The sequence below is a fragment of the Amycolatopsis sp. NPDC050768 genome (assembly GCF_040654155.1).
Classification (GTDB): Bacteria; Actinomycetota; Actinomycetes; order Mycobacteriales; family Pseudonocardiaceae; genus Amycolatopsis.
In genome coordinates this window covers 283,621-308,828 of record NZ_JBFAHL010000004.1, presented here as the reverse complement: position 1 = coordinate 308,828, position 25,208 = coordinate 283,621, and the positions used below count along the sequence as shown (strand labels likewise).

General features: G+C 71.1%; 20 protein-coding genes. 13 read left to right on the top strand and 7 right to left on the bottom strand.

Annotated features, from left to right (window positions below; genetic code table 11):
• Positions 1-70: 70 nt before the first annotated feature.
• A complete protein-coding gene (gene lspA / locus AB0H62_RS14600) occupies positions 71-652 on the top strand; it encodes a signal peptidase II (RefSeq protein WP_354870061.1) in 582 nt (193 codons plus the stop codon).
• A complete protein-coding gene (locus AB0H62_RS14595) occupies positions 649-1,578 on the top strand; it encodes an RluA family pseudouridine synthase (protein WP_220242206.1) in 930 nt (309 codons plus the stop codon). The genes lspA and AB0H62_RS14595 overlap by 4 nt, the downstream gene beginning before the upstream one ends.
• Here AB0H62_RS14595 and AB0H62_RS14590 read toward each other — a convergent pair.
• Positions 1,575-2,597, bottom strand: a complete 1,023-nt coding sequence (locus AB0H62_RS14590) for an AsnC family protein (protein WP_360586370.1) — start codon at positions 2,595-2,597, stop codon at positions 1,575-1,577. The genes AB0H62_RS14595 and AB0H62_RS14590 overlap by 4 nt on opposite strands.
• Before the next feature lie 227 nt (positions 2,598-2,824).
• On the opposite strand from AB0H62_RS14590, the gene AB0H62_RS14585 reads away from it, so the two are divergent.
• Both AB0H62_RS14585 and fahA read left to right on the top strand, forming a co-directional pair.
• On the top strand, positions 2,825-6,154 hold the full coding sequence (locus tag AB0H62_RS14585) for a DUF885 domain-containing protein (RefSeq protein WP_360586368.1): 3,330 nt from the start codon (positions 2,825-2,827) through the stop codon (positions 6,152-6,154).
• Positions 6,151-7,356: a fumarylacetoacetase gene (gene fahA, locus AB0H62_RS14580; RefSeq protein ID WP_360586366.1), complete on the top strand. Its 1,206-nt coding sequence runs from the start codon at positions 6,151-6,153 to the stop codon at positions 7,354-7,356. Before AB0H62_RS14585 ends, fahA begins: the two co-directional genes overlap by 4 nt.
• 109 nt (positions 7,357-7,465) lie before the next feature.
• On the opposite strand, the gene AB0H62_RS14575 is transcribed toward fahA, so the two are convergent.
• A complete protein-coding gene (locus AB0H62_RS14575) occupies positions 7,466-8,737 on the bottom strand; it encodes an MFS transporter (protein WP_255638194.1) in 1,272 nt (423 codons plus the stop codon).
• A 293-nt stretch (positions 8,738-9,030) separates the two neighbouring features.
• Between AB0H62_RS14575 and AB0H62_RS14570 the strand changes: the two genes are divergently transcribed.
• Positions 9,031-9,624 carry a TetR/AcrR family transcriptional regulator gene (locus AB0H62_RS14570; RefSeq protein ID WP_360586364.1) on the top strand — a complete coding sequence of 198 codons (594 nt, stop codon included), beginning with the start codon at positions 9,031-9,033 and terminating at the stop codon, positions 9,622-9,624.
• A gap of 160 nt (positions 9,625-9,784) precedes the next feature.
• Here AB0H62_RS14570 and AB0H62_RS14565 read toward each other — a convergent pair whose 3' ends face one another.
• Positions 9,785-11,095 carry a glycosyl hydrolase family 8 gene (locus tag AB0H62_RS14565; RefSeq protein ID WP_360586362.1) on the bottom strand — a complete coding sequence of 437 codons (1,311 nt, stop codon included), beginning with the start codon at positions 11,093-11,095 and terminating at the stop codon, positions 9,785-9,787.
• Positions 11,096-11,235: 140 nt separating this feature from the next.
• On the opposite strand from AB0H62_RS14565, the gene AB0H62_RS14560 reads away from it, so the two are divergent.
• The 4 genes from AB0H62_RS14560 to AB0H62_RS14545 all read left to right on the top strand — a co-directional run bounded on the left by AB0H62_RS14560 (position 11,236) and on the right by AB0H62_RS14545 (position 15,078).
• Positions 11,236-12,399: an ROK family protein gene (locus AB0H62_RS14560; protein WP_360586360.1), complete on the top strand. Its 1,164-nt coding sequence runs from the start codon at positions 11,236-11,238 to the stop codon at positions 12,397-12,399.
• Positions 12,400-12,645: 246 nt separating this feature from the next.
• The gene (locus AB0H62_RS14555) at positions 12,646-13,686 is read left to right on the top strand and encodes an LLM class F420-dependent oxidoreductase (RefSeq protein WP_360586358.1); all 1,041 of its coding nucleotides are present in this window, start codon (positions 12,646-12,648) and stop codon (positions 13,684-13,686) included.
• A 210-nt stretch (positions 13,687-13,896) separates the two neighbouring features.
• Positions 13,897-14,859, top strand: a complete 963-nt coding sequence (locus AB0H62_RS14550; RefSeq protein ID WP_360586356.1) for an exopolyphosphatase — start codon at positions 13,897-13,899, stop codon at positions 14,857-14,859.
• Positions 14,860-14,901: 42 nt separating this feature from the next.
• Positions 14,902-15,078 (top strand): hypothetical protein, encoded by a 177-nt coding sequence (locus AB0H62_RS14545; RefSeq protein ID WP_360586354.1) that lies wholly within the window; start codon positions 14,902-14,904, stop codon positions 15,076-15,078.
• A gap of 103 nt (positions 15,079-15,181) precedes the next feature.
• Here AB0H62_RS14545 and AB0H62_RS14540 read toward each other — a convergent pair whose 3' ends face one another.
• Genes AB0H62_RS14540 through AB0H62_RS14530 form a run of 3 tightly spaced genes read right to left on the bottom strand, consistent with a single transcriptional unit; the run spans position 15,182 to position 18,670 of the window.
• Entirely contained in the window at positions 15,182-17,563 is a 2,382-nt protein-coding gene (locus AB0H62_RS14540; RefSeq protein WP_360586352.1) for a glycosyl hydrolase family 65 protein, read from the bottom strand.
• Positions 17,560-18,291, bottom strand: coding sequence for a beta-phosphoglucomutase family hydrolase (locus AB0H62_RS14535; protein WP_220242194.1), 732 nt, complete (start codon positions 18,289-18,291; stop codon positions 17,560-17,562). Before AB0H62_RS14535 ends, AB0H62_RS14540 begins: the two co-directional genes overlap by 4 nt.
• Positions 18,292-18,301: 10 nt before the next feature.
• Positions 18,302-18,670, bottom strand: a complete 369-nt coding sequence (locus AB0H62_RS14530; protein ID WP_220247871.1) for a metalloregulator ArsR/SmtB family transcription factor — start codon at positions 18,668-18,670, stop codon at positions 18,302-18,304.
• 177 nt (positions 18,671-18,847) lie between these two features.
• Here AB0H62_RS14530 and AB0H62_RS14525 point away from each other — a divergent pair, with 177 nt between their 5' ends.
• Complete coding sequence (locus AB0H62_RS14525; RefSeq protein WP_360586350.1) at positions 18,848-19,336, top strand: SRPBCC family protein; 489 nt, start codon at positions 18,848-18,850, stop codon at positions 19,334-19,336.
• 3 nt (positions 19,337-19,339) lie between these two features.
• Here the strand turns inward: AB0H62_RS14525 and AB0H62_RS14520 are convergent, their stop codons facing one another.
• The gene (locus AB0H62_RS14520; RefSeq protein ID WP_220247870.1) at positions 19,340-20,488 is read right to left on the bottom strand and encodes an ROK family protein; all 1,149 of its coding nucleotides are present in this window, start codon (positions 20,486-20,488) and stop codon (positions 19,340-19,342) included.
• Between the two features lie 511 nt (positions 20,489-20,999).
• On the opposite strand from AB0H62_RS14520, the gene AB0H62_RS14515 reads away from it, so the two are divergent.
• The 3 genes from AB0H62_RS14515 (at position 21,000) to AB0H62_RS14505 (ending at position 25,184) form a co-directional block, all read left to right on the top strand.
• Positions 21,000-23,276, top strand: a complete 2,277-nt coding sequence (locus AB0H62_RS14515) for a molybdopterin cofactor-binding domain-containing protein (RefSeq protein WP_220242192.1) — start codon at positions 21,000-21,002, stop codon at positions 23,274-23,276.
• Positions 23,277-23,303: 27 nt separating this feature from the next.
• A complete protein-coding gene (locus AB0H62_RS14510) occupies positions 23,304-23,759 on the top strand; it encodes a (2Fe-2S)-binding protein (protein WP_220242191.1) in 456 nt (151 codons plus the stop codon).
• A gap of 180 nt (positions 23,760-23,939) precedes the next feature.
• Positions 23,940-25,184: a helix-turn-helix domain-containing protein gene (locus AB0H62_RS14505; RefSeq protein ID WP_220242190.1), complete on the top strand. Its 1,245-nt coding sequence runs from the start codon at positions 23,940-23,942 to the stop codon at positions 25,182-25,184.
• The last annotated feature ends 24 nt before the right edge of the window (positions 25,185-25,208 follow it).

The window sequence follows — 25,208 nt, the reverse complement described above, 5'->3', positions numbered from 1 at the left end:
ACACGATCTGTCCGAGCCCGGTTCGCCCGAACCCGGCCGGCCCGAAGGCGCGCCCGCCGTCGAACCGGCGGTGAGCGGTGACGCGGCCTCAGCGGTCTCGGAGGAGCCCGAAGCGCCCGTGGTGCTGCCCAAGCGCCGGGTCGGGCTGGTGTTCGCGGTCGCGGCTCTGATCTGGGTGATCGACCTGGTGTCGAAGAACCTCGTGGCGGCCAACCTCGAGGGCAAGGAGCCGGTGCGCATCCTCGGCGGCCTCATCTACCTGCAAGTGATCCGCAACCCCGGTGCCGCGTTCTCGATGGCCACGGGCATGACGTGGGTGCTCGCGCTGGTCGCGGCGGCCGTGGCCGTCGCCATCATCTGGCTCTCGCGGCGGCTGCGCAGCGTCGGCTGGGCCATCGGCCTCGGCCTGGTGCTCGCGGGCGCGCTCGGCAACCTCACCGACCGCATCTTCCGGGCCCCCGGCCCGCTGCGCGGCCACGTCATCGACTTCATCTCGGCCTTCGCCCCCAACGGCGAGGGCTTCGCGATCTTCAACATCGCCGACTCCGCGATCTGCTGCGGCGGCGTGCTCATCGTGCTGCTGTCGCTGCTGGGCAAGGACTACGACGGCACCTCGACCCGCGACAAGAACAGCAAGAAGGAGACCGCGTGACCGCGCGCCTGCTGCCCGTCCCCGACGGGCTCGACGGCATGCGCGTCGACGCCGGCCTCGCCAAGCTGCTGGGCCTGTCCCGCACGGTCGTGGCGGAGCTCGCCGAAGCCGGGGACGTGCTGGTGGACGGCCGGCCCGCCGGCAAGTCCGACCGCCTGACCGCCGGCGGCCTGCTCGAAGTGACGCTGCCGGAGCCGGAGTCCCCGATCCAGGTCATCGCCGAGCCAGTGGAGGGCATGAAGATCCTCCACGACGACGACGACATCATCGTGATCTCCAAGCCCGTGGGCGTCGCCGTGCACCCGAGCCCCGGCTGGACCGGGCCGACGGTCGTCGGCGGCCTGGCCGCCGCGGGCCTGCGCATCTCGACGTCGGGCGCCGCCGAGCGCCAGGGCGTGGTGCACCGGCTCGACGCGGGCACCACCGGCGTGATGGTGGTGGCCAAGAGCGAGCACGCGTACACGGTGCTCAAGCGCGCGTTCAAGGAACGCACCGTCGACAAGGGCTACCACGCCGTGGTCCAGGGCCACCCGGACCCGACGCGCGGCACCATCGACGCGCCGATCGACCGCCACCCGCGCCACGACTACAAGTTCGCCGTGGTCGCGGGCGGGCGCCCGAGCGTGACGCACTACGAGGTGGTGGAGGCGTTCCGCGCCGCGTCGCTGGCCCACGTGAAGCTCGAGACGGGCCGCACGCACCAGATTCGCGTGCACTTCTCCGCGCTGCGCCACCCGTGCGTGGGCGACCTGACCTATGGCGCCGACCCGGTGCTGGCGCGCCACCTCGGCCTCACGCGGCAGTGGCTGCACGCCCGCACTCTCGGCTTCGCGCACCCGGCCGACGGCCGCTGGGTCGAGTTCGAGGCCGAGTACCCCGACGACCTCGCCCGCGCGCTGGAGATCCTGCGCGAGGAGAGCTACTAGCCCTCGACGGCCCAGGTCAGCGTGCGGTCGTCCGGCTCCGGGCGGGGGCTCCAGCGGACCGAGACCACGCGCGTCGCGTCCGGGAGGACGTAGACGGTGTGGCCGCCGAGCGTCTCGCCGGGCCGCACGCCGATCTTGTGCGGCGGCCGGGAGGTCAGCGACACGGGCGCCTTGGCGACGGTCGTGCCGTCGGCCGTGACGAGCTCGAGGTAGTTGTCCGGCAGCGACGCGAAGGGCACGCTGCCGCGGTTGGTGATCTCGGTGTGCACCACCACCGCGCGCTCGCCCGCGTCGAGCCGGTAGCCGGCGGCGCCGAACAGGTAGTCGGCCGGGTCCTGCACCTCGAGCAGCTGCACGGTGAGCTGCTCGCCTTCGAGTCCCTGCGTCGCGAGCGTCTCGCCGATCCGGCCGTGTTTGCCCTCGGCCGGGCCCGCGCGGCGCGGTTCGTCGCCGCGTGCCCAGGACGCCGTCTGCGGCACACCCCACGTGCTCAGTGCGGGGTCGAGCGGCGTCGGTGCAGCTGCGTACGCGCCAGACGGCACGCCGTAGGGACCCGAAGGGACTCCGTACGGGCCGGACGGCACGCCGTGCACGGGTCCCGACGGTCCACCGTGGACGGACGGCGCTCCTGGCGTTCCGGGTCCGTTCCCGGGACGCGGAACGGGGGCGCTCGGCGGGGCCGCGGCCGGAAATCCTTGTCCCGTCGGCATCCCGGGACCCGCTCCGGCCGGCATGCCCGGGCCGGGCCGTCCGCCGGGCGCGGCGACGGGCATCGCCCCCGAGGGCGGCGGGGCCTGCTGCCACGACGGCGGCGCTCCCGCGATCGCCGCGCGCAGCCCGGCCGGGTCGCTCTCCACGCCCACGAGCAGCGGCAATCCGCTGCCGGACAAGGCAACCAGGCGGTAGGCGACCTCACGCGGGTCCATGCCCACCTTCGCGGCGAGGTCGTGCACGGCCGTTTTGCCCAGCTCGGCGAGGGCGGCGAGCAGGCGGACATCGGCGGGATCGGTCACGGCCACTCGGGGAACGCTACCTTCCGGGCCGCTCCGGGCGCGGCGAGGCCGGGCCGCGTCGCCCGGTCCGGTGGCCCCAGCCGGGTTTCGGTGGCCCCGGGTATCAGGAACGGCACGGATCCGCCGTTCACCATGAGTGAACGGGACGCTCGTGCCGGAACGCCACCCCCGGGCCTGGGTCTCCATTAGGGTCGGAATCGCACGGCACCACCGAACCCCGGGAGTCCGCACCCATGACCGTCGTCACCGATCTCGCCGACGAGCTCGTCGACGAGATGTTCGGCTTCGAACCGCTCTCCGCCGCGATCCTGGGCATCAAGCCCGACGCGCCGGGGCTCGGCGACCCGAGCGCCGCCGCCGAAGCCGCGTACCGCGAGCGGCTCGCCGGCCTGCTGGAGCGCGCGCGGGCGATCGAGGCCGCCGAGCTCGACGCGACGGACCGCGTCACGCGCGAGGTGGTGATCAACTCGATCGAGGGCAAGCTCGACCTCATCGACAGCCGCTTCGGCGAGTTCACCGTGACCGACCTGTTCGTGGGGCCCGCGGCGGGCCTGCTCTCGGCGCTGCCGATGGTGCCGGTGCTGCCGGGGGACAAGGCCTCGGTGCACCTCGACCGGCTGGCCGGGATCCCGGCCTTCCTGCGCGCGGTCGCGCTGCGGCACCGCGAGGGCATCGAGGCCGGGCTGGTGCCCGTCGAACGGCTGGTGAAGGGCGCGATCGCCCACGTCGACCGCTACCTCGCCGAGCCGGCGGGCGACCCGCTGCTGCGCCAGCCGGCGCCGGACGAGGGGTTCGCGAGCCGGCGTGAGGAGCTGCTGCGCGACGTCGTGCGCCCGGCGTTCAAGGAGTACCGCGACTTCCTCGAAGCCGAGGTGCTCGCCCACGGCCGGCGCGACGACCGCGTGGGCGTGTCGTGGCTGCCCGCCGGGGACGAGATCTACGCGCGCCTCGCGCGCATGCACACCACCACCGACCGTTCGCCGCAGGAGCTGCACGACACCGGCCTCGAGGTGATCGCGGGCCAGGTCGAGCAGTACCAGGCGCTGGGCGAGCGCGTGTTCGGCACGCGCGACCTGCAGGAGATCTTCGAGCGGCTGCGCACCGACCCGAAGCTGCGCTGGACGAGCGCCGAGGAGCTGCTCGACACCGCGCGCTCGGCCATCACGCGCGCGGCGGCCGAGTCGCCGAAGTGGTTCGGCACGATTCCCGAGCAACCGTGGACCGTCGAGGCCGTGCCGGAGGACTCCGCGCCCGGCGCGCCGCCCGCGTACTTCATGCCGCCGGCCGTCGACGGCTCGCGTCCGGGCACCTACTTCGCCAACACCTACGAGGCCACCGAACGGTTCCGGCACACCGCCGAGGCCACGGCTTTCCACGAGGCGATCCCGGGTCACCACTTCCAGCTCAGCACCGCGCTCGGGCTCACCGATCTGCCGCTGCTGCGCCGCCTCGGCGACTTCAACGCCTACGTCGAGGGCTGGGGCCTCTACACCGAGCGCCTCGCCGACGAGATGGGCCTGTACTCCGACGACGTCTCGCTGCTCGGCATGCTCACGCTGGAGTCGATGCGCGCCGGGCGGCTCGTGGTCGACACCGGGTTGCACGCGCTGGGCTGGAGCCGGCAGCAGGCCATCGACTACCTCGTCGGGAACACGCCGATGGGCAAGCTGGAGATCGAGGCGGAGATCGACCGCTACATCGGCTACCCGGGCCAGGCGCTCGCGTACCTGGTGGGGCGCCTGGAGATCCAGCGGATCCGTGCCGCCGCCGAGACCCGGCTGGGCAGCGAGTTCGACGTCCGCGCGTTCCACGACGTGGTGCTCTCCGGCGGCGCGCTGCCGCTGTCGGTGCTCGACACCGTGGTCGCGCAGTGGGTCGCCGGCCACGGGGACACCGTCAACGGCCTCGCCGAGGACCTGCTGGAGCTCGAGTTCGAACGCGCGCCGGTCGAGCGCACGATGTACGGCCTGCCCGGCGACCACGGCGCGCTGCCCGACCCGAGCCTCGCCGCGACCGCGAGCTTCCGCGCCCGCTTCGCCGACCTCGCCGACCGCGCGGAGACCATCGACCGGGCCGGTCTTTCGGCGACGGACGCCGTGACGCGCGACGTGGTGATCGCCCGGGCTCGCGGCGTCGTCGACACGCTGGACTCGCGGTTGTCCGGGTTCGCCGTGAGCGACGGGTTCAGCTCGCCCGCGCTGTACCTGATCACCAACCTCTCGGCGCTGGTGCCGGAGGACGAGGAGAAGGCCCGGGGTTACCTCCGCCGGCTCGCGGGCGTCGGCGACTACCTCGACGCCGTGATCGAAGCCCAGCGCGCCACCGTGGCCGACGGCTTCGCGCCGCCGGACTTCCTGGTGCGTGTGGGCATCGGGTACGTCGAGCGCTACCTCGCGGCCGAGGACGCCGACCCGCTGCGGGTCACGCCCGCGATCGAGGTCGCCGGGTTCGCCGAGGAGCGCGACCGGCTGCTGGCCGAGGTCGTGCGTCCGGCGTTCGCGCGCTACCGTGCGTTCCTGGCCGACGAGGTGGCGCCGGTCGCCAAGTCCGAGTCGGAGCCGGGCATCGGGCACCTGCCGGGCGGGCAGGAGAAGTACCAGGGCCTGATCCGCGCCGAGACCACCACCGACCGCACGGCGCAGGACCTGCACGACACGGGCCTGCGGATCGCCGACAAGCTGGCGGGGGAGTACCGCGAGCTGGGCGGGCGGGTGTTCGGCACCGAGGACCTCGCCGAGATCTTCGAGCACCTGCGCAGCGACCCCGAGCTGCGCTGGCGCGACGGCGAGGAGCTGCTGGCCGGCGCCCGCGCCGCCATCACGCGGGCGGAAGCCGTTGCGCCGCAGTGGTTCTCACGCGTGCCCGCCGCGAAATGCGTGGTGGCGCCGGTGCCCGAGGCCGACGCGGCCAGCGGCACGATCGCCTACTACCTGCCCGCGTCGCTCGACGGCTCGCGGCCGGGCACGTACTACGCCAACACCCACGAGGCGAGCTCGCGGCCGCGGTTCACCAGTGAGGGGATCGCGTTCCACGAAGCCGTGCCGGGGCACCACTTCCAGCTCTCGTTCGCGCAGGAGCTCACGGACCTGCCGCTGCTGCGGCGGCTGGTGCCGTTCAACGCCTACATCGAGGGCTGGGGCCTCTACTCCGAGCGGCTGGCCGAGGAGATGGGCCTGTACTCCGACGACGTCACGCGCCTGGGCATGCTCACACAGGACTCGATGCGCGCCGCCCGTCTCGTGGTCGACACGGGCCTGCACGCGCTGGGCTGGACCAGGCAGCAGGCCGTGGACTACGCCGTGGCCAACACGCCGATGGCGCGGATCGAGATCGAAGCGGAGATCGACCGCTACGTCGCGAATCCGGGCCAGGCGCTCGGCTACATGGTGGGGCGCTTGGAGATCGAGCGCGTGCGCGCCGCGGCCGAGGAGGCGCTGGGCGCGGACTTCGACATCCGCGAGTTCCACGACGTGGTGCTGGGCAACGGGAACCTGCCACTGTCCACACTGGACACGCTCGTGACCGGGTGGATCGCCGCCCGGCGGGCGGAGGGCGCGCGGTGACCTGGCTCGACCTGCCCGAGGACACGGACTTCGGGCTCGACAACCTGCCCTACGGCGTGTTCTCCCGCGGCGGCGAGCCCGAACGCCGCGTCGGCGTGGCGGTGGGCGAGCACGTGCTCGACCTGTCGGCGGCGGCCGAGGAAGCGGCGGCGTCGTTCGCGCAGCTGCTCACGAGCGGTGTGCTCAACCCGCTGCTGGCGGCCGGGCCGGCGACGTGGCGCGCCGTTCGCGAGCAGGTGCGGGAGTGGCTCACGGCCGAGCGCTACGCCGACCAGTTGCGCCCGCACCTCGTGCCGCGCGCGGAGATCACGAACCACCTGCCGTTCGAGGTCGCGGACTACGTCGACTTCTACTCGAGCGAGCAGCACGCGATCAACGCCGGGCGGATCTTCCGCGGCGCCGACGACGAGCTGATGCCGAACTGGAAGCACCTCCCGATCGGCTACCACGGGCGTGCCGGCACCGTCGTGGTGTCGGGAACGCCGGTCGTGCGGCCGTCGGGGCAGCGCAAGCCACGCACCGCGACCGAGCCGTCGTTCGGGCCGTCGCAGCTGCTCGACATCGAGGCCGAGGTCGGCTTCGTGGTGGGCACCCCGTCGACGCCGGGCACGCCGGTGCCGGTCGAGGACTTCGCGAAGCACGTGTTCGGCGTGTGCCTGGTCAACGACTGGTCGGCTCGCGACATCCAGGGCTGGGAGTCGCAGCCGCTGGGGCCGTTCCTCGGGAAGTCGTTCGCCACGTCGGTGGCGCCGTGGATCGTGCCGCTGGCCGCGCTGGAGCACGCGCGCGTGTCGCAGCCGGCGCAGGATCCGGAGCCGCTGGAGTACCTGCGGGTCACCGAGCCGTGGGGGCTGGACCTGGCGCTGGAGATCCGGATCAACGGCCACCTCGTGTCGAGCCCGCCGTTCGCCACGCAGTACTGGACGGCGCCGCAGCAGCTCGCGCACCTCACCGTGAACGGCGCGAGCCTGCGGACCGGCGACCTGTACGCGTCGGGCACCGTCACCGGCCCGGCCAAGGAGCAGCGCGGGTCGCTGCTGGAGCTGAGCTGGGGCGGGCGCGAACCGTTCGCGCTGGGCGACGGCGAGACACGGACGTTCCTCGAAGACGGCGACGAGGTCTCGATCAGCGCCACCGCACCCGGGCCGGCCGGCAGCCGGATCGGGTTCGGGGAGGTGGCAGGGCGGGTCGTGCCCCGCTAGGGCAGCACGCGAACACCCCAAGGGGCCGTACCCGCGTGGGCACGGCCCCCGAGGCGCGCAGGCGGATCCGCGCAGCCGAAAACTCCGAGGTGATCGGGGATGGAAGTGATCACACGGAGTCGAGGTCGGCACTCCCTCGGGCCAGTGCCGCCCGGCTGACGCCCAGCACACAGCCCAGCGACACCAACGACACCAGACAGACGTAGACAGCCACCGAGACGACCGAGCCGGTGGCCCGCACCAGTGAAGCCGCGATGATCGGCGCGAGCGCGCCGCCCAGCAGGACGCCGATCTGGAAACTGGTCGACGCGGCGCTGAACCGGACCCGGGCGTCGAACATCTCCACGATGAACGTGGCCTGCGGCCCGTAACTGATGCTGAAGAAGATCGCGCCCACGAGGTAAGCCGCCATCACGGCGGCGAAGTTGCCGCTCGCGACCGCGAGGATCGTCGGGTAGATCCACACCGCCATCGCGGCGAGGCCGATCAGGATCATGCGGCGCCTGCCGAACCGTTCGCTCATCGAGCCGAAGTACGGCAGCGCCGCGCACGCGACCACTCCGGAGACCATGATGGCGGTGAGCATGGAGGCCCGGTCGATGGTCTTCGCCGAGGCGGCATAGCTCAGGGCGTAGGCGTTGACGATGTAGTAGTAAGCACCGGTGCTGACCATCGATCCGATGGCGAGCAGAATCTGCTTGGGGTACGCGCGGATCGCGGTGATCAGCGGCGCGCGCTGCGCCTCGTTGCGTTCACGGACCTTCTCGAACACCGGCGTCTCGCGCAGCTGCAACCGCACTACGAGCCCCACCACCACCAGCACGATGCTGATGAGGAACGGAATCCGCCAGCCCCACGCCATGAACTGCTGCTCGGGCAGCTGCGAAACCAGCAGGAACACGAGGGTGGACAGCACCAGCCCGGCCGGGACGCCGATCTGGGGGAGGCTGCCGTAGAGGCCGCGCTTGCGGGGCGAGGCGTATTCCACGGCCGTGAGCACGGCGCCGCCCCATTCGCCACCGACTCCGAAGCCCTGCACCAGGCGCAACAGCACCATGAGGATCGGCGCCCACACGCCCACTTGCGCATACGTCGGCAGCACGCCCATGAGGAAGGTCGCGAACCCCATCATGGTCAGCGACAGGACCAGCATCTTCTTCCGGCCGATCCGGTCGCCGAAGTGGCCGAGGATGATCCCGCCGATCGGCCGGGCCCCGAACCCGATCGCGAAGGTGGAGAACGCGAGCAACGAGCCGGCGAGCGGGTCTGCGGAGGGAAAGTACAGCGGTGCGATGACCAGGGCGGCGGCGATCCCGTAGAGCTGGAAGTCGTACCACTCGATGGTCGTGCCGATCAGCACCGACAGGGCGACCCGCCGCATCGGTGGACGAGCTTGGGGCGACGACCCCGCGGGAGCGCCCTCCGCGGTCGCGGATCTCGATGTGCTCCGTGACCGGTCCGGCGTCAGCTCACTCGCCATGTACCTCTCCTCGTCGTTTTGGGGACGGCGGGCAGCGCTGTCCGAACCCGATGACTGCATTGGCATCCAGGAGCGAGGGCGGCCGCGTGGCTGTGGCGGGAGTCGGCCGTTCGCGAGATCGATCGGCCGGAGTCGGCCGATCGACCGTTAATTAACGTTCATTAATGGGTGGAAAGGGACGATAGTCTGGAGCTGTGACCAAGTCAACGGCCGTCTCGCCGCAGGCCGTGCACGAAGCCGCTCGCGATCTTTTCGCGAGCCGGGGCTACCGCGGCACCTCGATGAAGGACATCGCGCAGGTCTTGGCGGTCTCGGCGCCGAACCTCTACAACCACGTCACGTCCAAGCAGGATCTCCTCTACCGGATCATGGACGTGGCGATGGACCGCGCCCTGGCCGCGCTCGCCGCCGCCCTCGACGGCGTGACCGACCTGGCGGACCAGCTGCGTCGCGCCACGGAGGTCACGGTGCTGGACTTCCTCGAGAACCCCGCGGAGGTCACGGTCTGCAACAGCGAGATCCGCAACCTGGAAACACCGTTGCGCCAGGCCATCATCGACAAACGTGACGCCTACGGTGCGCAGATCCTCGCCATCGTCGACCGCGGCTGCGCGCAAGGTCTGTTCGACGTGTCCGAACCGCGGGTCGCCTCGTTCGCGATCCTGGAGATGGGCAACAACGCGAAGGCCTGGTTTCACCCGGACGGCCACTACACCGCGGCCGAAGTGGCCGCACTCTACGGCACTTTCGCCCTGCGGATCGTCGGCTGCCGGCCCGCGGAGCGGTGATCCGTGCGGGCGGTGGCCGGGCGGGTCGTGCCCCGCTGGGCCAAGCGCACTCTCAGGGGAGAGAACTGCTCGTACGACCCTGATCCGGTGAAAAGGAATCAGGGCGGGAGAGGATTCCGGCTCTCCCGCCCTGATTTCTACTTCTCGCCCGGTCTGTCGCTCAGTTGTGGTTACCGTGCGGTGCCCAGATCCTGAACTGGCCGCTGTCGTAGAGCAGGCCGAGCAGGTAGAGCATTCCGTCGTAATAACGGGCCCGCCCGGTCGGGATCGGCGTGTTCCAGAAATCCCGGACAAAGGCGTTCTTGTCCGGATTGGTGGCCGAGATCGCGGAGGTCGAGTTCATCGCCACGAGCCCCTCGGCGTGCGCGGGTTCGTAGGTGTTCTGGCCGGAGGTCAATGGGGTGCCGTCGAGGTGGTAGCGGCTGACATAAGTGCTGACACCCTGGCCTTGGAAGAAGTGCTCCAGCGTGTTGGAGTACTGCGCCTCCCACGGCTTGACGCCGTACCAGGAAGCGTCGACGTTGGCGTTGGCGATGGCGCGCCACGCGTCTTCCTGGAAGTTGTGGTCGTAGGCATTGTCGGTGACCGTCTCGCTCGGCCGCAGGTACGGCGTGCCGTCGAAGTGGGCGTAGTCCGGCGCCAGGCCCGTCGCCGGGTTCGCCGCCTTCTGCAGCAGATTTTCGCCCGCGGTGTAGGCCTTGTCCCACAGCTCGCGATCCGACGGGTCAGCCGCGGCGAACACCTTGTAGAACCCGGTGAGGCTGTAGGAGGGATCGGTGTAGTCGACCGCGAACGGCGGCGAGAACGTCGGCAGGGAGGACTGGCGGTCGAACATGTCGACGCCGCCGTGATCGGACTCGTGCCACATCGCGTGCAGGATCTGCTCCGCCTGCTGCCCGTAGTCGTAAGTCCCACGCCCGTCGCCCCACCGGCCGGACGCGAAGTCGAGCGCCGCGGCCATCCACTGGTCACCGTCGGGCGCCACGCCGGTGTCGATGATCTTCCCGGTGGTGTCGGTGTGCCAGGCGAAGTAGTACTGCTCGGGCCCGCTCTGGATCTGCATCTTCGTCTTCGCGAAGTTCCACAGCGCGTCGAACTCCTGCTTGTGGCCCAGCTGCACCGCGATCATCATGGCGTAACCCATGCCTTCGGTGCGCACGTCCTGGTTGCCGATGTCCTCGACATAGGCCAAGTCCGGCGCGAGCTGGTAGTACAGCGTCTGGCCGTCGTAGCGGTTCGCGTCGGTGCCCGGGCTGCCGTGGAAGAGCTGTTGCCAAGTGGTGTTCACCTTGGCGTCGACCTGTCTCCTCGAGTAGCCGGCGCGGGCAAACGCGTCGGGATACGGCCCGGCGTGCAGATTTCCGGGCGGATTGTGGGCGGGGAATGGTGCGGCGAATGCGGTCGCGGATACGGAGGACAACAAAGCAGCGGTCGCGAGAATCAGCGTGCTGAGTTTCGTCGTCTTGCGCACACGACACCTCCTCGTGTCAGGGCGGGCACGGTGGCCGCGGGGTCGTCGTCAACTTAAGAGGCCGAGATAGAGCGAGTCAATGGCCAACCCTCGCCAGAAATGGGGGAGGTTATTTCAATTATGTGGCTAACCTTGCTAACGTGACCGGAGTGGAATCGCGACAAATGCGCAATCGGCGCGCAGTGCTCGCCGCGGCACGATTCGGGCGTCCGACGACCCGTCTCGAGATCGCGCGCATGACCGGCCTCTCGGCGGCCACCGTCTCCGGCCTCGTCGCCGACCTGATCACGGACGGTGTCCTGGTCGAGCTGGCCCAGCGAGTCCCCGCCGCGGGCGTGGCCGGCGGGCGCCCGGCCGCGGCGCTCGCCGTCAACCCGGCACTGGGCGCGCTGATCGGCATTCACCTGGCCCACGCGGGGGTCCGGATCCTGCTCGCCGGCGTGGACGGCACCGTGCGCGCCGAACACGCCCACGACATCGACGTCGAACACCAGCCGGCCGACACCCTCGAGTACGTGGCCTCCACGGCGCTCGACCTTGTCGCGGACCTCGAAATCCCGCACCGGGGGCTGCTGGGAGTCGGGGTGGCGGTCTCGGCTCCGGTGCTGCTGCATTCGCAGACCCTCAGCTCACCGCCGATGCTGAGCGATTGGGGGGAGGTCGACATCGCGGCCCGGCTCGGGAAGCGCATGGGCCTGGCCGTGCATGTCGGCAACGACGCCGATCTCGGCGCGCTCGCCGAATGGCGCCTCGGCGCGGCGGCGTCCGCGGACAACTTCGTCTACGTGATGCTGTCCGAGGGGGTCGGCGCCGGCCTTGTCCTGCAAGGCCGGCTCTACGAGGGTGACGCCGGTGCCGCGGGTGAGCTCGGGCACGTCACGGTGGTACCGGACGGGCTCATCTGCCGATGCGGCAGCCGGGGCTGCCTGGAGACCGTCGTCGGGGCTCGCGCGCTGGCCACCACGCTCGCCCACAGCCACGGCCCCACCTGCAGCTTCGCCGATCTGATCTCCCTGGCGCACCAGGGAGATCCCGGCGTCCGGCGCCTGCTCGGCGACGCGGGCCGGGCCGTCGGCACCGCGCTGGCCCCCGTCTGCACCGTGCTCAACCCGAAACTGGTCGTCGTCGGCGGCACCCTCGCGCAGACCGGCGAGCCGCTGCTCACCGGCATCAGGGAGACGCTGGCGCGCAACGTTTCGCCAGTCACCAACCGGACGCCCGAGGTCCTCCCGGGCGCACTCGGCACTGGCGCCGAAGCGCTCGGCGCGGTGATCACGGCGAACCAGTTCGCCGACCTCGGCTGAGAGCCGTGCCTCGCGTGCCTTCCGCGAGCAGGCGGTCCGCCGTTGCGCATCGGTCGCGTGCGTGACCTCGACCACCGCCTGGCGATTCGGGCCGGAGGGCGCAGAGTCCAGGCTCGACGTCGCGGAGACCGGTATCTCCTGCGCCGGACCGGCTTCGGGGAGGTGGCCGCGCGGGGTCGTGCCCCGCTAGGCTAAGCGCACGCTTAGCCAGGCTGGTGCGCCGGGCCGTGGGAACGAGGGAGCACGATGAGGATCGGGACGGGCATCAACTACTCCGGCGGGTTCGCCGACAGCGTGGCGGACATCGTCGAGCTGGAGAAGGTCGGGCTCGACATCGCCTTCGTCCCGGAGGCCTACAGCTTCGACGCGGTGAGCCAGCTGGGGTACCTCGCGGCGAAGACCGAGCGCGTGCAGCTGGCGTCGGGGATCTTCCAGATCTACACGCGCACGCCGAGCCTCACCGCGATGACGGCGGCGGGCCTGGACTTCGTGTCCGGCGGCCGGTTCACGCTCGGGCTGGGCGCGTCGGGCCCGCAGGTGATCGAGGGGTTCCACGGCGTGAAGTACGACGCGCCGCTGGCCCGCACGCGCGAGATCGTGGAGATCTGCCGGCAGGTGTGGCGGCGCGAGCGAGTCGTGCACGAGGGCAAGCACTACCCGATCCCGCTGCCACCGGAGCAGGGCACGGGGCTGGGCAAGCCGCTGAAGCTGATCAACCACCCGGTGCGCGAGCGGATCCCGATCCTGCTCGCGGCGCTGGGGCCGAAGAACGTCGCGTTGACCGCGGAGCTCGCCGAGGGCTGGGAGCCGATCTTCTTCCACCCGGAGAAGGCGAACGACGTGTGGGGCGAGGCGCTGGCCGAGGGCAAGGCCAAGCGCGACCCGGCCCTGGGCGAGCTGGACGTGTTCGCGGGCCCGGCGCTCGCGATCGGCGACGACGTGGAGCACCTGCTCGACCAGATCCGGCCGCACCTGGCGCTCTACATCGGCGGGATGGGCGCGCGCGGCAAGAACTTCTACAACACCCTCGCCCAGCGCTACGGCTTCGAGGCCGAGGCGAAGGAGATCCAGGACCTCTACCTGGACGGCAAGAAGGACGAAGCCGCGGCCGCCGTGCCACTGGAATTGCTGCGCGCGATCTCGCTTGTGGGCCCCGCGTCGTACGTCAAGGAACGGGTGGCGGCTTTCAAGGAAGCGGGGGTGACCACGCTCGTGGTCAGTCCACTGCAGCCCGGTCGCGAGGCCCGGGTCGACGCGGTGGCGAAGCTGCGGGAGATCATCGGCTGACCTGCGCCGACGCGCCGGTGAGCGGGACGAATCTGGTTCGCTCAGGCGTTCGGTTTATCATGTCGTAATCGGAAGGTGTGAAGAAGTCGCACCTCGGGCCCGCGGCTGTGGTGGAAAACCGTAAATCTGCCGCTGGTGGGTCACTTCGGGTGTAAGAACGGTCTTCCGGGGGAACACGACGGCGAAGGCGAAAGCGAGGTAGGCCTGACTGTGCGCAGAGTAGCGGGGCCGGCTGCAGGAGTGCTGGACGTGGGTTCGTTCAGCGCCCGCCTTGTCGTCCTCGAGCCCGGGGGTACGCCGCTGGAGCCGGCCTTGAGCCACCAGACTCGGCTGCGCCTCGACCGTGAGCTCGACGACGACTGCCGGCTGAGCCCGCGCGGGATCGCCGCCATCTCCGCGGCGGTGGCCGACGGGGTGGCCGTGGCGAAGGAACACGGCGTACGCGACGTGTTCCCGCTGGCGACGTCTTCGATCCGCGACGCGGCCAACGCCACCGAGGTGGTGCGCCGCGTCCGCCGCGACACCGGCGTGGAGCTGCAGTTCCTCTCCGGCCGGCGCGAGGCCGAGCTGACCTACGTAGGCGCGCGGCGCTGGTACGGCGCGTCCGCGGGCCCGCTGCTGGTGCTCGACATCGGCGGCGGCACGGTGGAGCTGTCGGCCGGCGGCGGTTCGCAGGCCGAGTTCGCCCGTTCGCTGCCGCTGGGTGCCCGCTCGGTCACGCGCGACTGGTTTCCCGCCGAGCCGCCGGTGCGGTCCAAGCGGGTCCGCGCGCTGCGTGAGCACGTGCTGGAGGAGGTGTCCGGCGCCCTGGGCGACGCGACGGAGCACCTCGCCGACCACCGCGTGGTTGGCTGCTCGAAGGTGCTGCGCCAGCTGGCCCGCCTCGCGGGCGACCGCCCCGGCAAGGACCGCGAGCTGCACCTCGACGACCTGCGCGTCTGGATCCCGCGCCTGGCCGCCATGCCGTCGGCGAAACGCGCCGAACTGCCCGGCATTTCGCGCCAGCGCGCCCAGCAGGCCCTCGGCGGCGCCGTCGTGGCCGAAGCCCTGCTCACCATCACGGGCGGCCGCATGGCCATCTGCCCGTGGTCCACCCGCGACGGCCTCCTGCTCACCCTGCTCGACGCGCTCGCCACAACGCCGGACAGCACGGGTTCGCGTCCAGCCGCGTGACACCCCTGGTGCGACCAGGCCGAAACGAGGTATCCCGGACCCATGACACGTGAGCTCTTCCCGCGCGACCGCTCCGAGGACGACGAAGACGACCTGACGCTGCCCGACCCCAGCCGTGTGCGCTCCGAGGTGCCCACGGCTCCGGGGCCGGATCTGACGCCGAGCCATACGGAGGAAGTGGAGCCGCCACCGGGCACCGAAGACGCTGAGGACGCCTGAGCGTCGGTTTGTGGTGCGGCCGGCGGATTCGGGGTGGCTGCAGGCGCAGGTGTGGTGGTGGTAGAGCCCCGCGGAGCCTGAGCGCCCGCGGGGCCGGGGAAACTCAGGCCTCCGGGGACACGAACTGGCGCAGCTTCGACCCGTCCCGGCGTTGGGGTGCGCGGCCGTAGGGCTGGAGCGGCGGGTCGCCAGGGTCGACGTCCGCGATGGGGAGCGTCACGGGGTCCGTGGTGACCATGAAGCGCTCGCCGTGGTGGACGAGTTCCAAGGGCTCGCCCTCGAGGACGTGGTAGGTGGCCTCGCCCGGGCGGATGGCGACCTGGAAGCGCGTGCCGCGGAAGGCCAGGCGGAAGGTGATGCCGCCGAGCTGGCGGGGCAGGCGAGGGGCGAACGAGAGCTGCCCGCCGTGGTCGCGCAGGCCGCCGAAGCCCGCGACGGTGCCCTGCCACGCGCCGGCTAGCGAGGCCATGTGCAGGCCGTTGCGGACGTTGTTGTGCACGTCGTGCAGGTCGGTCAGCGCGGCCTCGGCCAGGTAGTCGTACGCGAGGTCCAGGTGGCCCACCTCGGCCGCGATCACGGCCTGCGTGCCGGCCGAGAGCGACGAGTCGCGCACCGTGCGGGCCTCGTAGTAGGCGAAGTCGCGGGCCTTCTCCTCGGGGCTGAACGAGTCGCCGCACAAGTGCAACGCCAGCACGAGGTCGGCTTGCTTCACGACCTGCTTGCGGTACAGGTCGAAGTACGGGTAGTTCAGCAGCAGCGGGTAGAACGCCGGGCCGGTGCCCTTGTAGTCCCACTCGTCGTGCTCCAGGAAGCCCTCCGACTGCGGGTGCACGCCGAGTTCCTGGTTGTAGGGCAGGAACATCGCCTCGGCCGCGGAGCGCCAGCTGTCGATCTCCGCGATGTCCACTTCGAACTGCTGCACGTCGTCGGGGTACTTCTCGCACACCTGCGCCGCGGCGAGGAGGTTCCGTCGCGCCATCAGGTTGGTGTAGACGTTGTTGTCCGCCACCGCCGAGTACTCGTCCGGGCCGGTCACGCCGTCGATGCGGAAGTGCCCGTGCCGGTCGTAGTGGCCCAGTGAAGCCCACAGCCGCGCGGTTTCCACCAGGAGCTCGGCGCCACAGCCGCTTTCGAACTCCTCGTCGCCGGTCGCGTTGAGGTAGCGCTGCACGGCGTCGGCGATGTCGGCACTCACGTGGAACGCCGCGGTGCCCGCGGGCCAGTACGCCGAGCACTCGGCGCCGGTGATGGACCGCCACGGGAACGCCGCGCCGCTCAGGCCGAGCTGCTTCGCGCGTTCTTTGGCCTTGTCCATTGTGGAGTGCCGCCAGCTGAGCGCATCCCTAGCCGCGCCCGGGATCGTGTAGGTGAGCACGGGCAGCACGAAGGTCTCGGTGTCCCAGAACGCGTGTCCGTCGTATCCGGGACCGGTCAGGCCTTTGCCGGCGATCGCGCGCTGCTCGCCACGGGCCCCGGCCTGCAGCAGGTGGAACAGCGCGAACCGCACGGCTTGCTGAAGCTCGGGGTCGCCGTCGATCTCGATGTCCGAGGTCGCCCAGAAGTCGTCGAGGTACTGGCGCTGCTCGCTGATCAGCCCCTTCCACCCCGTCTGCCGCGCGCCGGCGAGCGCGGCCTCGACCTGCGCGCGCAGCGCGGGCACGGACCGCTGCGCGGACCAGCCGTAGGCGAGGAACTTCGTGATCCGCAGGCGCCCGCCCTTCGGGACGTCGACGGCGACCGTGAGCCGCGCGAGGTCGTCCTCGCTGTGGATGCGAGTGTGGATGCCGTCGTCGACCTCGATCTTGTGGTCCATCGCGGCGGCCATGCGCAGGCCGGAGTTGCGCGTCTGGTGCACGAGCACGGCCTGGTAGTTCGCCGCGCGGTTGAACTGCGACACCAGCGGCGTGTCGAGAGCGGCGGCGACGCGTGGGTCGCGGGCGTCGGACTCGATCGGCTCGTTGGCCAGCAGGTCGGACTGGACCACGAGCTGCAGGTCCTCGTCGAGCGGCTCCACCTCGTAACGGATCGCCGCGATCGCGCGCTGCGTGAACGACACGAGCCGCTCGGTCTTCACGCGCACGCGGCGGCCGGTGGGGGAGGACCACTCGGTGGAGCGGGTCAGGGTGCCGCTGCGGAAGTCGAGCACGCGGTCGTGCTCCAGCGCCGTGCCGTAGCGCATGTCGAGCGGCTCGTCCTCCACCAGCAGCCGGAGGATCTTGCCGTCGGTCACGTTGACTACGGTCTGCCCCTCCTCGGGGTAGCCGTAGCCGCCTTCGGCGTAGGGCAGTTCGTGCTGCTCGTAGAAGCCGTTGAGGTACGTGCCGGGCAGTCCGCGCGGCTCGGCTTCCTCGAGCGTGCCGCGCAAGCCGATGTGGCCGTTGGACAGCGCGAACGCCGATTCCGTGCGCTGCAGCGCGTCGACGTCGAGGCCGCGCCAGCGCAGCTCCCACGGCGAGCACTCGTAGCCGAACGGCGTTTCGGTCATGCCTTCTCCAGGAGTTCGGCGAGGTCGTCGACCACGACGTCGGCGCCGTGGGCTTTCAGTTCGGCGGCCTGGTCGGCGCGGTTCACGCCCACCACGTATCCGAAGTGGCCGGCGCTCCCGGCCTGCACGCCCGAGAGCGCGTCCTCGAACACGGCCGCGTGCGCAGGCTCGACACCGAGCGCCTTCGCGCCGGCGAGGAAGGAGTCGGGGGCGGGCTTGCCCTTGAGGTTGTCGCGCCGGATGACCAGTCCGTCGATCCGGGCCTCGACGAACTTCGTGAGGTCCGCGGCTTCGAGCACCTTCGCGCCGTTGGCCGACGACGTCACCACGGCGATGCGCAGGCCGGCCGCCTTCGCCTCTTCGAGGTAGCGCACGGACCCGGGGTAGGGGTTCACGCCGCGTTCTTCGATGATCTTCAGGACCAGCTCGTTCTTGCGGTTGCCGACGCCGTTCACGGTCGGCTCGTTCACACCGTCGTCGGGGGAGCCTTCGGGCAGCCGGATGTCGCGGGAGCGCAGGAACTCGCGCACGCCGTCGGCGCGCGGGCGGCCGTCGACGAAGGCCGCGTAGTCGTGGTCGGTGAACTCCCGGAACGTGTCGCCGTCCCGGCCGCGAAGAAACTCGTCGAACGTCCGTTTCCACGCTTCACGGTGGAGCACGGCCGTTCCGGTCAGCACGCCGTCGAGGTCGAACAGACAGGCGGTGATGGTGTCCGGCAGTCCGATCATGAGCGCAAACCTACCGGTCCGGACTCGCTTCCGCGGCACCCGTGTCGTGGGGGCGCACGCGGTGGATCAGCTCGTGCACGGTCGCGTCCGCCAGCCGGTACCGCACCACACGCCCGTCGCGGTGCGCGGTCACGAATCCGTGGGCTCGCAGCAGCCGCAGCGCCTGCGAAACGGCGGTGTCCGTCATGCCCGTGGCCGCCGCGAGGTCGGTGACGCTGATCTCGCGCGCGTAGTGGATCGACACGAGCAACGCCAGCCGCGACGGATCGGCCACCACGGCGAACCGCCCGGCCCACTCTTCGATGACCGCCCTGTCCCCCAACCCGGCGACAGCGGCGGCCACGCGCTCCGGGTCGATCAGACGCCGGTCGGGCTCGATGCTCACAACGCCCGATGATTCCACCCCGGCCGCCCGCCGACCACCGCGGCCGAGCTCTGGGCCGCGCGGGAATGTTCAGCCGCGGTGTCGAACCGGCGCCGGTGCGTTCGTCGAGTGGGTGCGCAGGGCTTCACACGGGAGGAAGCCCGAGACGAACTGATGAGGAGCGTGCCCGTCATGGCCGAGAAGAACGTGAGTGCCACCCTGACCATCGCAGTACCCGCCGGCACGGTTTTCGCGGTCCTGGCGGACCCGGCGACCCACGCCGCGATCGACGGCACCGGCTGGGTCCGGGAACCCGTCGACCGGGCGCTGCTCACCGAGGTGGGGCAGCTGTTCCGGATGGACATGTACTACGCCACCGGCTACCGGGTGGTCAACAAGGTTCACGTGCTCGAGCCGCCGCGCGTCGTCGGCTGGTTCACCGGACAGGAGAAAGAAGACGGCGAACTGGAGTTCGGGGGCTGGACCTGGCGTTACGACCTCACGCCGCTCGGTCCGTCCGGCACCGAAGTCACGCTCACCTACGACTGGGCGGCGGTACCGCAGTTCATCCGCGATCGCGGTATCCGGTTCCCGCCGTTCCCCCCTGACCACCTCGTCAACTCGCTGCACCACTTGGCCGAACTGGCCGAGGCGTCCCGGCTCGCGGCCGGGTCGCAGTGAGGTTCAGGCCGCCCCGACCCGACGTTCGAACACCAACCCCTCCGCGGCCCGCAACCCCACACTCATCGCCCCCGTCAATACACCGTCGTCGCCCAGTTCGCCTTGGACGACGGTGGGGACGAGGGGCGTGAAGGAGCGCAGGGCGCGGTCGATGGGGTCCAGCAGCAGGTCGGCGGCGGTGCCGATGCCGCCGCCCAGGACGATGAGTTCGGGGTCCACCACGGCGGCCACGGAGGCGACCGTGTAGGCGAGCCGGTCGGCTTCCGTCCGCACCGCGCGCTGGGCCAGTTCGTCGCCCTCGCGGGCCAGGCGGAAGACCTCGCGGGCCGATTTCGCCGTGCCCAGGCCGAGTTCGCGTGCGCCGCGGACCACGGACTGGGCGGCGGTGGCCTCTTCGAGGTGGCCGCGGGCCGGGACCTCGCCGCCGGACTGGGTGCGGCCGTAGGGGAGGTAGCCGATCTCGCCGGCGGCGCCCGTCGCGCCGCGGAAGACGCGGCCGTCGACCATGAGGCCCATGCCGACGCCGGTGCCGATCATGAGGCAGCCCACCACGGACGCGCCGCGGGCGGCGCCGCTTTCCCACTCGCCGACGGCGGTGAGGTTGGCGTCGTTCTCCACGACCAGGCCGGCGCCCAGCGCGGCCTCCAGCTCGTCGAGCAGGCCGGGTTTGCCCCAGCCCGGCAGGTTCGGCGCGTGCCGGAAGCAGCGCTTCGCCGGGTCCGCGACGCCGGGGGAGCCCAGCACGCGCACCACGATGTCGGCGTCGGTCAGCCCGGCCTCGGCCACGATCTCGCGCGCCAGCCGGCCGACGGAGGCGACGAGCGCGCTGCCGGAGCGGGCCGTGTTGCGGGCGTCGCGCCTCGCGACCACCGTGCGGCCCAGGTCCGACACGGCGACGCGAATGTGCTCGCGCCCGATGTCCACGCCCAGCACGTACCCCGCGGTGGGGTCGGCTTCGTAGAGCACGGCGGAACGGCCGGTGCCGGTGGACGTGTGCCCGGTCGCCCGCGCGAGGCCCGCGGCCTCCAGTGCCAGCAGCGCCTGGCTCACCGTCGGCTTGGACAGCCCGGTGTCCTTCGCGACCTGCGGCCGCGTCGCCGGCCCGCCGCGGCGCAGCAGGTCGAGCACCGCCCGCTGGTTGATCCTGCGCATCCCGGCCGGCGTGCCGACCGGCGGAGTCCCCGCGCCCACCACGTGCCGCCCGCTTCCTACTCGTGCCGATGTCATCACTGCCAAGGTAACCGGCTTCGGCAGGAAACCTTCTTTTCACCCGTTCGGTGACCAGCGGCAGAGCGTCCAGGCGACGATACGGGCTGTCGGCGCCATCCCGGCGCAGGGCGCGCGGAGCCAAGGCGTGACGAGTGTACGAACGGCCATCCGGCGCAGCCCGCGCTCACCCGTCGGCACCCCCGTGAACACCCGATCCGACCAGTGGTGAATGTGTCACGACGCACATTCGAAGGCGGTCGGCTGTTACCTCGTCACAGACATCAGTCGACACGACTACTGCGCGTTGCGTCGATTCTGTCACGTCCTTAGCGTGGCGCGCCAGACCTCCCGTTCCACCACCGCGTCACACCCCACCACCCGGGCTGCACCGTCGCAGCGGCGCTCGCCCGGCCGCGCCGTCCGCACCGGCGCGAGTGCCTCGAAGGGATTCCCGATGGCCAGTCCCACCACCAGCCCCGGACCACAGGGCGGTACCGAGCCGGACAACGCAGCGCCGGACGACGACGGGCGCGTCGGCCGCCGCCGCTTCCTCACCTACCTCGTCGCCGCGCCGACGCTGACCGTCGCGACGAAGCTGTCGTTCGACACCCTCGTGCCGGACAAGGCCGAAGCCGTGGTGCCCACGCTGCCGCAGCCCGCCGAGATCCTCGACCTCGGCGACGTGCTCACACTCTCGAACGCGCCCACGGCCGGCATGCTCGTGCTCGAGGTGACCAACGACGGCCGCGTGCGCCTGCAGCTGCCGCGCGCCGAGGTGGGCCAGGGCATCAACACGGCCAGCGCGATGCTCGTCGCCGAAGAGATGGACCTGCCGCTCGACAAGGTCGACGTGGTGCTGGCCGACGCGCGCCCGGAACTGCTGTTCAACCAGCTCACCGGCGGCTCCAACACCATGCGCTCGCTGTACGACCCGATCCGCACCGCCGCCGCGACGGCCCGGGCCCGGATGGTGGCCGCCGCGAGCTCGCAGTGGAACGTCCCGGCGGCGCGCCTGTCGACCCGCGACGGTCTCGTGCGCTCGCCGGACGGGCGCAAGGCCTCCTACGGTGTGCTCGCCGGCCCGGCAGCCCGCGCGGACCTGCCCACCGCGGCCGTGAAGCCGAAGGCCGAGTCAGCCCACACGCTGGTCGGCACCCCGACGTCGCGCAAAGACGCGCTCGCCATGGTCACGGGCAAGCAGGTCTACACGCTCGACCTCGACATCCCCGGCGCGATGCCGGTGATGGTGCGGCGCCCGCCGACGATCAACGGCACGGTCAAGAAGGTCAACAACGAGGCCGCCGTGCGCGCGATGCCCGGCATCATCGACATCGCCGTCGTGCAGACCGGCGTCGCGGTGATGGCCGAGACCTTCGGCCAGGCGCTCGACGGCAAGAACGCCCTCGACGTCACCTGGAACGCGGGCACCGTCGACGGCGAGAACAACGCGTCCATCACGAAGAAGCTGAAGGCCGCGGCGCTGCCGTTCGTGGTGCCGCCGCTGCTGACGCAGTACGTGGACGGCGAGTTCGACTTCGCGTTCGTCAGCCACGCGCCGATGGAGTCGAACTCCGCGGTCGCCGACGTCCGCGAGGACAGCGCCACCATCTGGGCCGGCCTGAAGTCGCCGATCGTCGCGAAGCAGACCATCGCGCAGGAGCTGGGGCTGCCGGAGAACAAGGTCACCGTGCACGTCCAGCAGGGCGGCGGCTCGTTCGGCCGCCGGCTGTTCTTCGACGCCGCGCTGGAAGCCGCGCACATCTCCAAGGCCATGAAGAAGCCCGTCCGGCTCATGTGGAGCCGGATCGACGACATGCGCCACGGCCGCGCCCGCGCCGCGAGCCACCACAAGATCCGCGCGACGTTCGCGCTCGGCCAGGTGCTCACCTTCGAGCACCGCGTGGCCAGTGTCGAGACCGACTGGGGCCACGGCCTCGGCGAGATCCTCACCGCGTTCGCCGCGAAGCTGCCCGTGGGCGGCAACCTGAGCTTCGCGCAGACGGTGTTCCTGCTGACGGTGAAGTCGCCCTACAACTACGGCGTCACGACGCAGCTGCTCAACGAGGTGCCGCTGAAGTTCCACACCTCGGCGTGGCGTTCGGTGTACTCCGCGAACACCCGCGGGGCCGAGGAGATCATGGCCGACGAGATCGCGGCCAAGCTCGGCAAGGACCCGCTGGAGTTCCGCCGCGAGTTCATCAAGGAGCCGCGCCAGAAGGCGGTGCTGGACAAGGTCGCCGAGCTCGGCGAGTGGGGCAAGAAGATGCCGAAGGGCTTCGCCCAGGGCATCGCGGTCCACGGCGAGTACAAGTCCTACACCGCCTGCCTGGTGGAGATGGACGCGCGCGACCCGAAGAACCCGCGCGTGACCAAGGCGACGATCGCCGTGGACGTCGGCAAGCCGGTGAACCCCCGCGGCATTCAGTCGCAGATGCTCGGCGGCCTCACCGACGCCATCTCGACCACGCTCACCGCGGGCCTGCACATCGACAACGGACTCCCGCTCGAAGGCAGCTACTCGCAGTTCCACTACGCGCGGCAGAAGAACGCGCCGATGGACGTGAACGTGTTCGTGATGCCGGCCAACGGCAGCGAGATCGGCGGCGCCGGCGAGCTCGGGCTGCCCGCGCCGGTGGGCGCCATCGCCAACGCCTACGCCCGCGCGACCGGCATCAAGCCGCGCAGCTTCCCGATCAACTTCCCCGTCGACTTCGATCCGTTCCCCCGCTGATCTTCCCCACCACCGCAAGGAGTTCCCATGCCCAACTACAGCTTTGTGGTGAACGGGAAGACCGTCACCGTGGACGCGCCGGCCGACCTGCCGCTGCTGTGGGCGCTGCGCGACAAGCTGAAGGTGCGCGGCCTCAAGTACGGCTGCGGCATCAACGTCTGCAAGGCCTGCACCAGCCACCTCGACGGCGAGGCCATGAACCCGTGCGTCACGCCGGTCTCCGAGTGTGAGGGCCGCGAGGTCACCACGATCGAGGGCCTGGCGGACGGCGACAAGCTGCACCCGGTGCAGGAGGCGTGGCTGGAGCAGGACGTCGCGCAGTGCGGTTACTGCCAGCCGGGCCAGATCATGGCCGCCGTCGCGCTGCTGAAGAAGACCAAGAACCCCACCGACGCCGACATCGACGCGATCGAGAACGTGTGCCGCTGCGGTTCGTACTTCCGCATCCGCGAGGCGATCAAGGCGGCCGCCGCGAAGATGTGACCCGCGAATGCGGAAGTTCTACATCAGTTCTTCCGCATTCGCGGCAAGTGTCACAAGTTCACCCGGCCGAGTGATCGGGTGTCGTGTTAGATGACCTTCCCGAGGGCTCAACGACGAGTCCCCGTACGGTCACGGGTGAGGGGCGCGCGAGCGCCCTTCGCCCAGGCCTGGAGGGCGTTGATGCACTACCAGACAGTTCTGCGCGACGGGCTCGCCCCCGTGGTCTCGGTGCTGGCCGCCGAGGTCGAAACCGCCATGCCCGAGCTGATCGAAGCGACCACGCACCAGATCCTCGAGCAGATGCCGGTCTACCGCGACGAGCGGTTCGTCACCCACGCCGAATTGCGCAAGTCCGTGCGCGCCAACCTCGACTACGTGATGCGCACGCTGCGCGGCGAAGACGTGCCCGACCTGTCCCAGGCGCGGGCCACCGGCCGCGCGCGGGCGCTGCAGGGCGCGCCGCTGCCGGAAGTCCTGCGCGCGTACCGGATCGGGCTCACCGAGGTGTGGCACCGGTTCGTGCTGCTGACCGCGCGCGGCGACCACCAGGACCTCGCCGGGCTCGTCGCCGCGACGTCCGCGGTGTGGGCGCTGGTCGACGACTACGCCGAGGCGCTCACTTCGTCCTATCGGGACACCGCGGCCGAAGTCGTGGTGGCGCACCAGAACCGGCGCTCCGCTCTGGTGGAGGCGCTGTTCGCCGGCGGCGCCGCGACCGAGGGCACGCTGTGGGACATCGCCCGCGTGCTGGAGCTGACCGTGGACGGCAGCTTCGTGGTCGTCGCGGCCGAAACGCCGCGGCTGGGCCACGAACCGCTGCCGAAGATCGAGCAGCGCCTGCGCGAAGCCCAGCACGCCTCGGCGTGGCGGCTCACGCCGGACCTGCAGGTGGGTGTGGTGTCGCTGCGCGACCCGTCGGCGTGCAAGGTGACCATCGACCTGCTGCGCGAAGCCCCGGTGGGCCGCGTCGGCATGAGCCCGGTGTTCTCAGGCCTGGGCAACACGTCCCGGGCGCTGCACTTCGCCCGCGTGGCGCTGTCCAGCATGGCGCCCGGCTCGACGGGCCTGGTGCAGTTCACGGAGTCGCCGCTCGCGGGCCTGGTCGCCAGCGCGCCGGAGGCGTCGGTGCAGCTCGCGCACCACGTGCTGCGCCCGATCCTCGACCTGCCCGGCGACGACCGCAACGTGCTGCTGCTGACCCTGCGCGCGTGGTTCGACTGCCAGGGCTCCACGAAACTCACGTCGGAACGGATGTTCTGCCACCCCAACACGATCCGCCACCGCCTGCGCCGCATCACCGACGAGCTCGGGCGCTCGCTCACGGACCCGCAGGACATCGCGGAGCTGGGCGCGGCGCTGCGCGCGCTGCACCTGTTCCCGGAGACCTCGCACCTGCCGGCACCGCGGCCGACCCGCGCCGGGTGAGCCGTCGACGACCGTCCACAGTGG

Coding starts and splice junctions, on each gene's coding strand:
- AB0H62_RS14585 (WP_360586368.1), top strand. CDS start 2,825: ATGACCGTCGTCACCGATCTCGCCGACGAGCTCGTCGACGAGATGTTC.
- AB0H62_RS14575 (WP_255638194.1), bottom strand. CDS start 8,737: ATGCGGCGGGTCGCCCTGTCGGTGCTGATCGGCACGACCATCGAGTGG.
- AB0H62_RS14555 (WP_360586358.1), top strand. CDS start 12,646: ATGAGGATCGGGACGGGCATCAACTACTCCGGCGGGTTCGCCGACAGC.
- AB0H62_RS14545 (WP_360586354.1), top strand. CDS start 14,902: ATGACACGTGAGCTCTTCCCGCGCGACCGCTCCGAGGACGACGAAGAC.
- AB0H62_RS14540 (WP_360586352.1), bottom strand. CDS start 17,563: ATGACCGAAACGCCGTTCGGCTACGAGTGCTCGCCGTGGGAGCTGCGC.
- AB0H62_RS14535 (WP_220242194.1), bottom strand. CDS start 18,291: ATGATCGGACTGCCGGACACCATCACCGCCTGTCTGTTCGACCTCGAC.
- AB0H62_RS14525 (WP_360586350.1), top strand. CDS start 18,848: ATGGCCGAGAAGAACGTGAGTGCCACCCTGACCATCGCAGTACCCGCC.
- AB0H62_RS14520 (WP_220247870.1), bottom strand. CDS start 20,488: ATGCGCAGGATCAACCAGCGGGCGGTGCTCGACCTGCTGCGCCGCGGC.
- AB0H62_RS14515 (WP_220242192.1), top strand. CDS start 21,000: ATGGCCAGTCCCACCACCAGCCCCGGACCACAGGGCGGTACCGAGCCG.
- AB0H62_RS14510 (WP_220242191.1), top strand. CDS start 23,304: ATGCCCAACTACAGCTTTGTGGTGAACGGGAAGACCGTCACCGTGGAC.
- AB0H62_RS14505 (WP_220242190.1), top strand. CDS start 23,940: ATGCACTACCAGACAGTTCTGCGCGACGGGCTCGCCCCCGTGGTCTCG.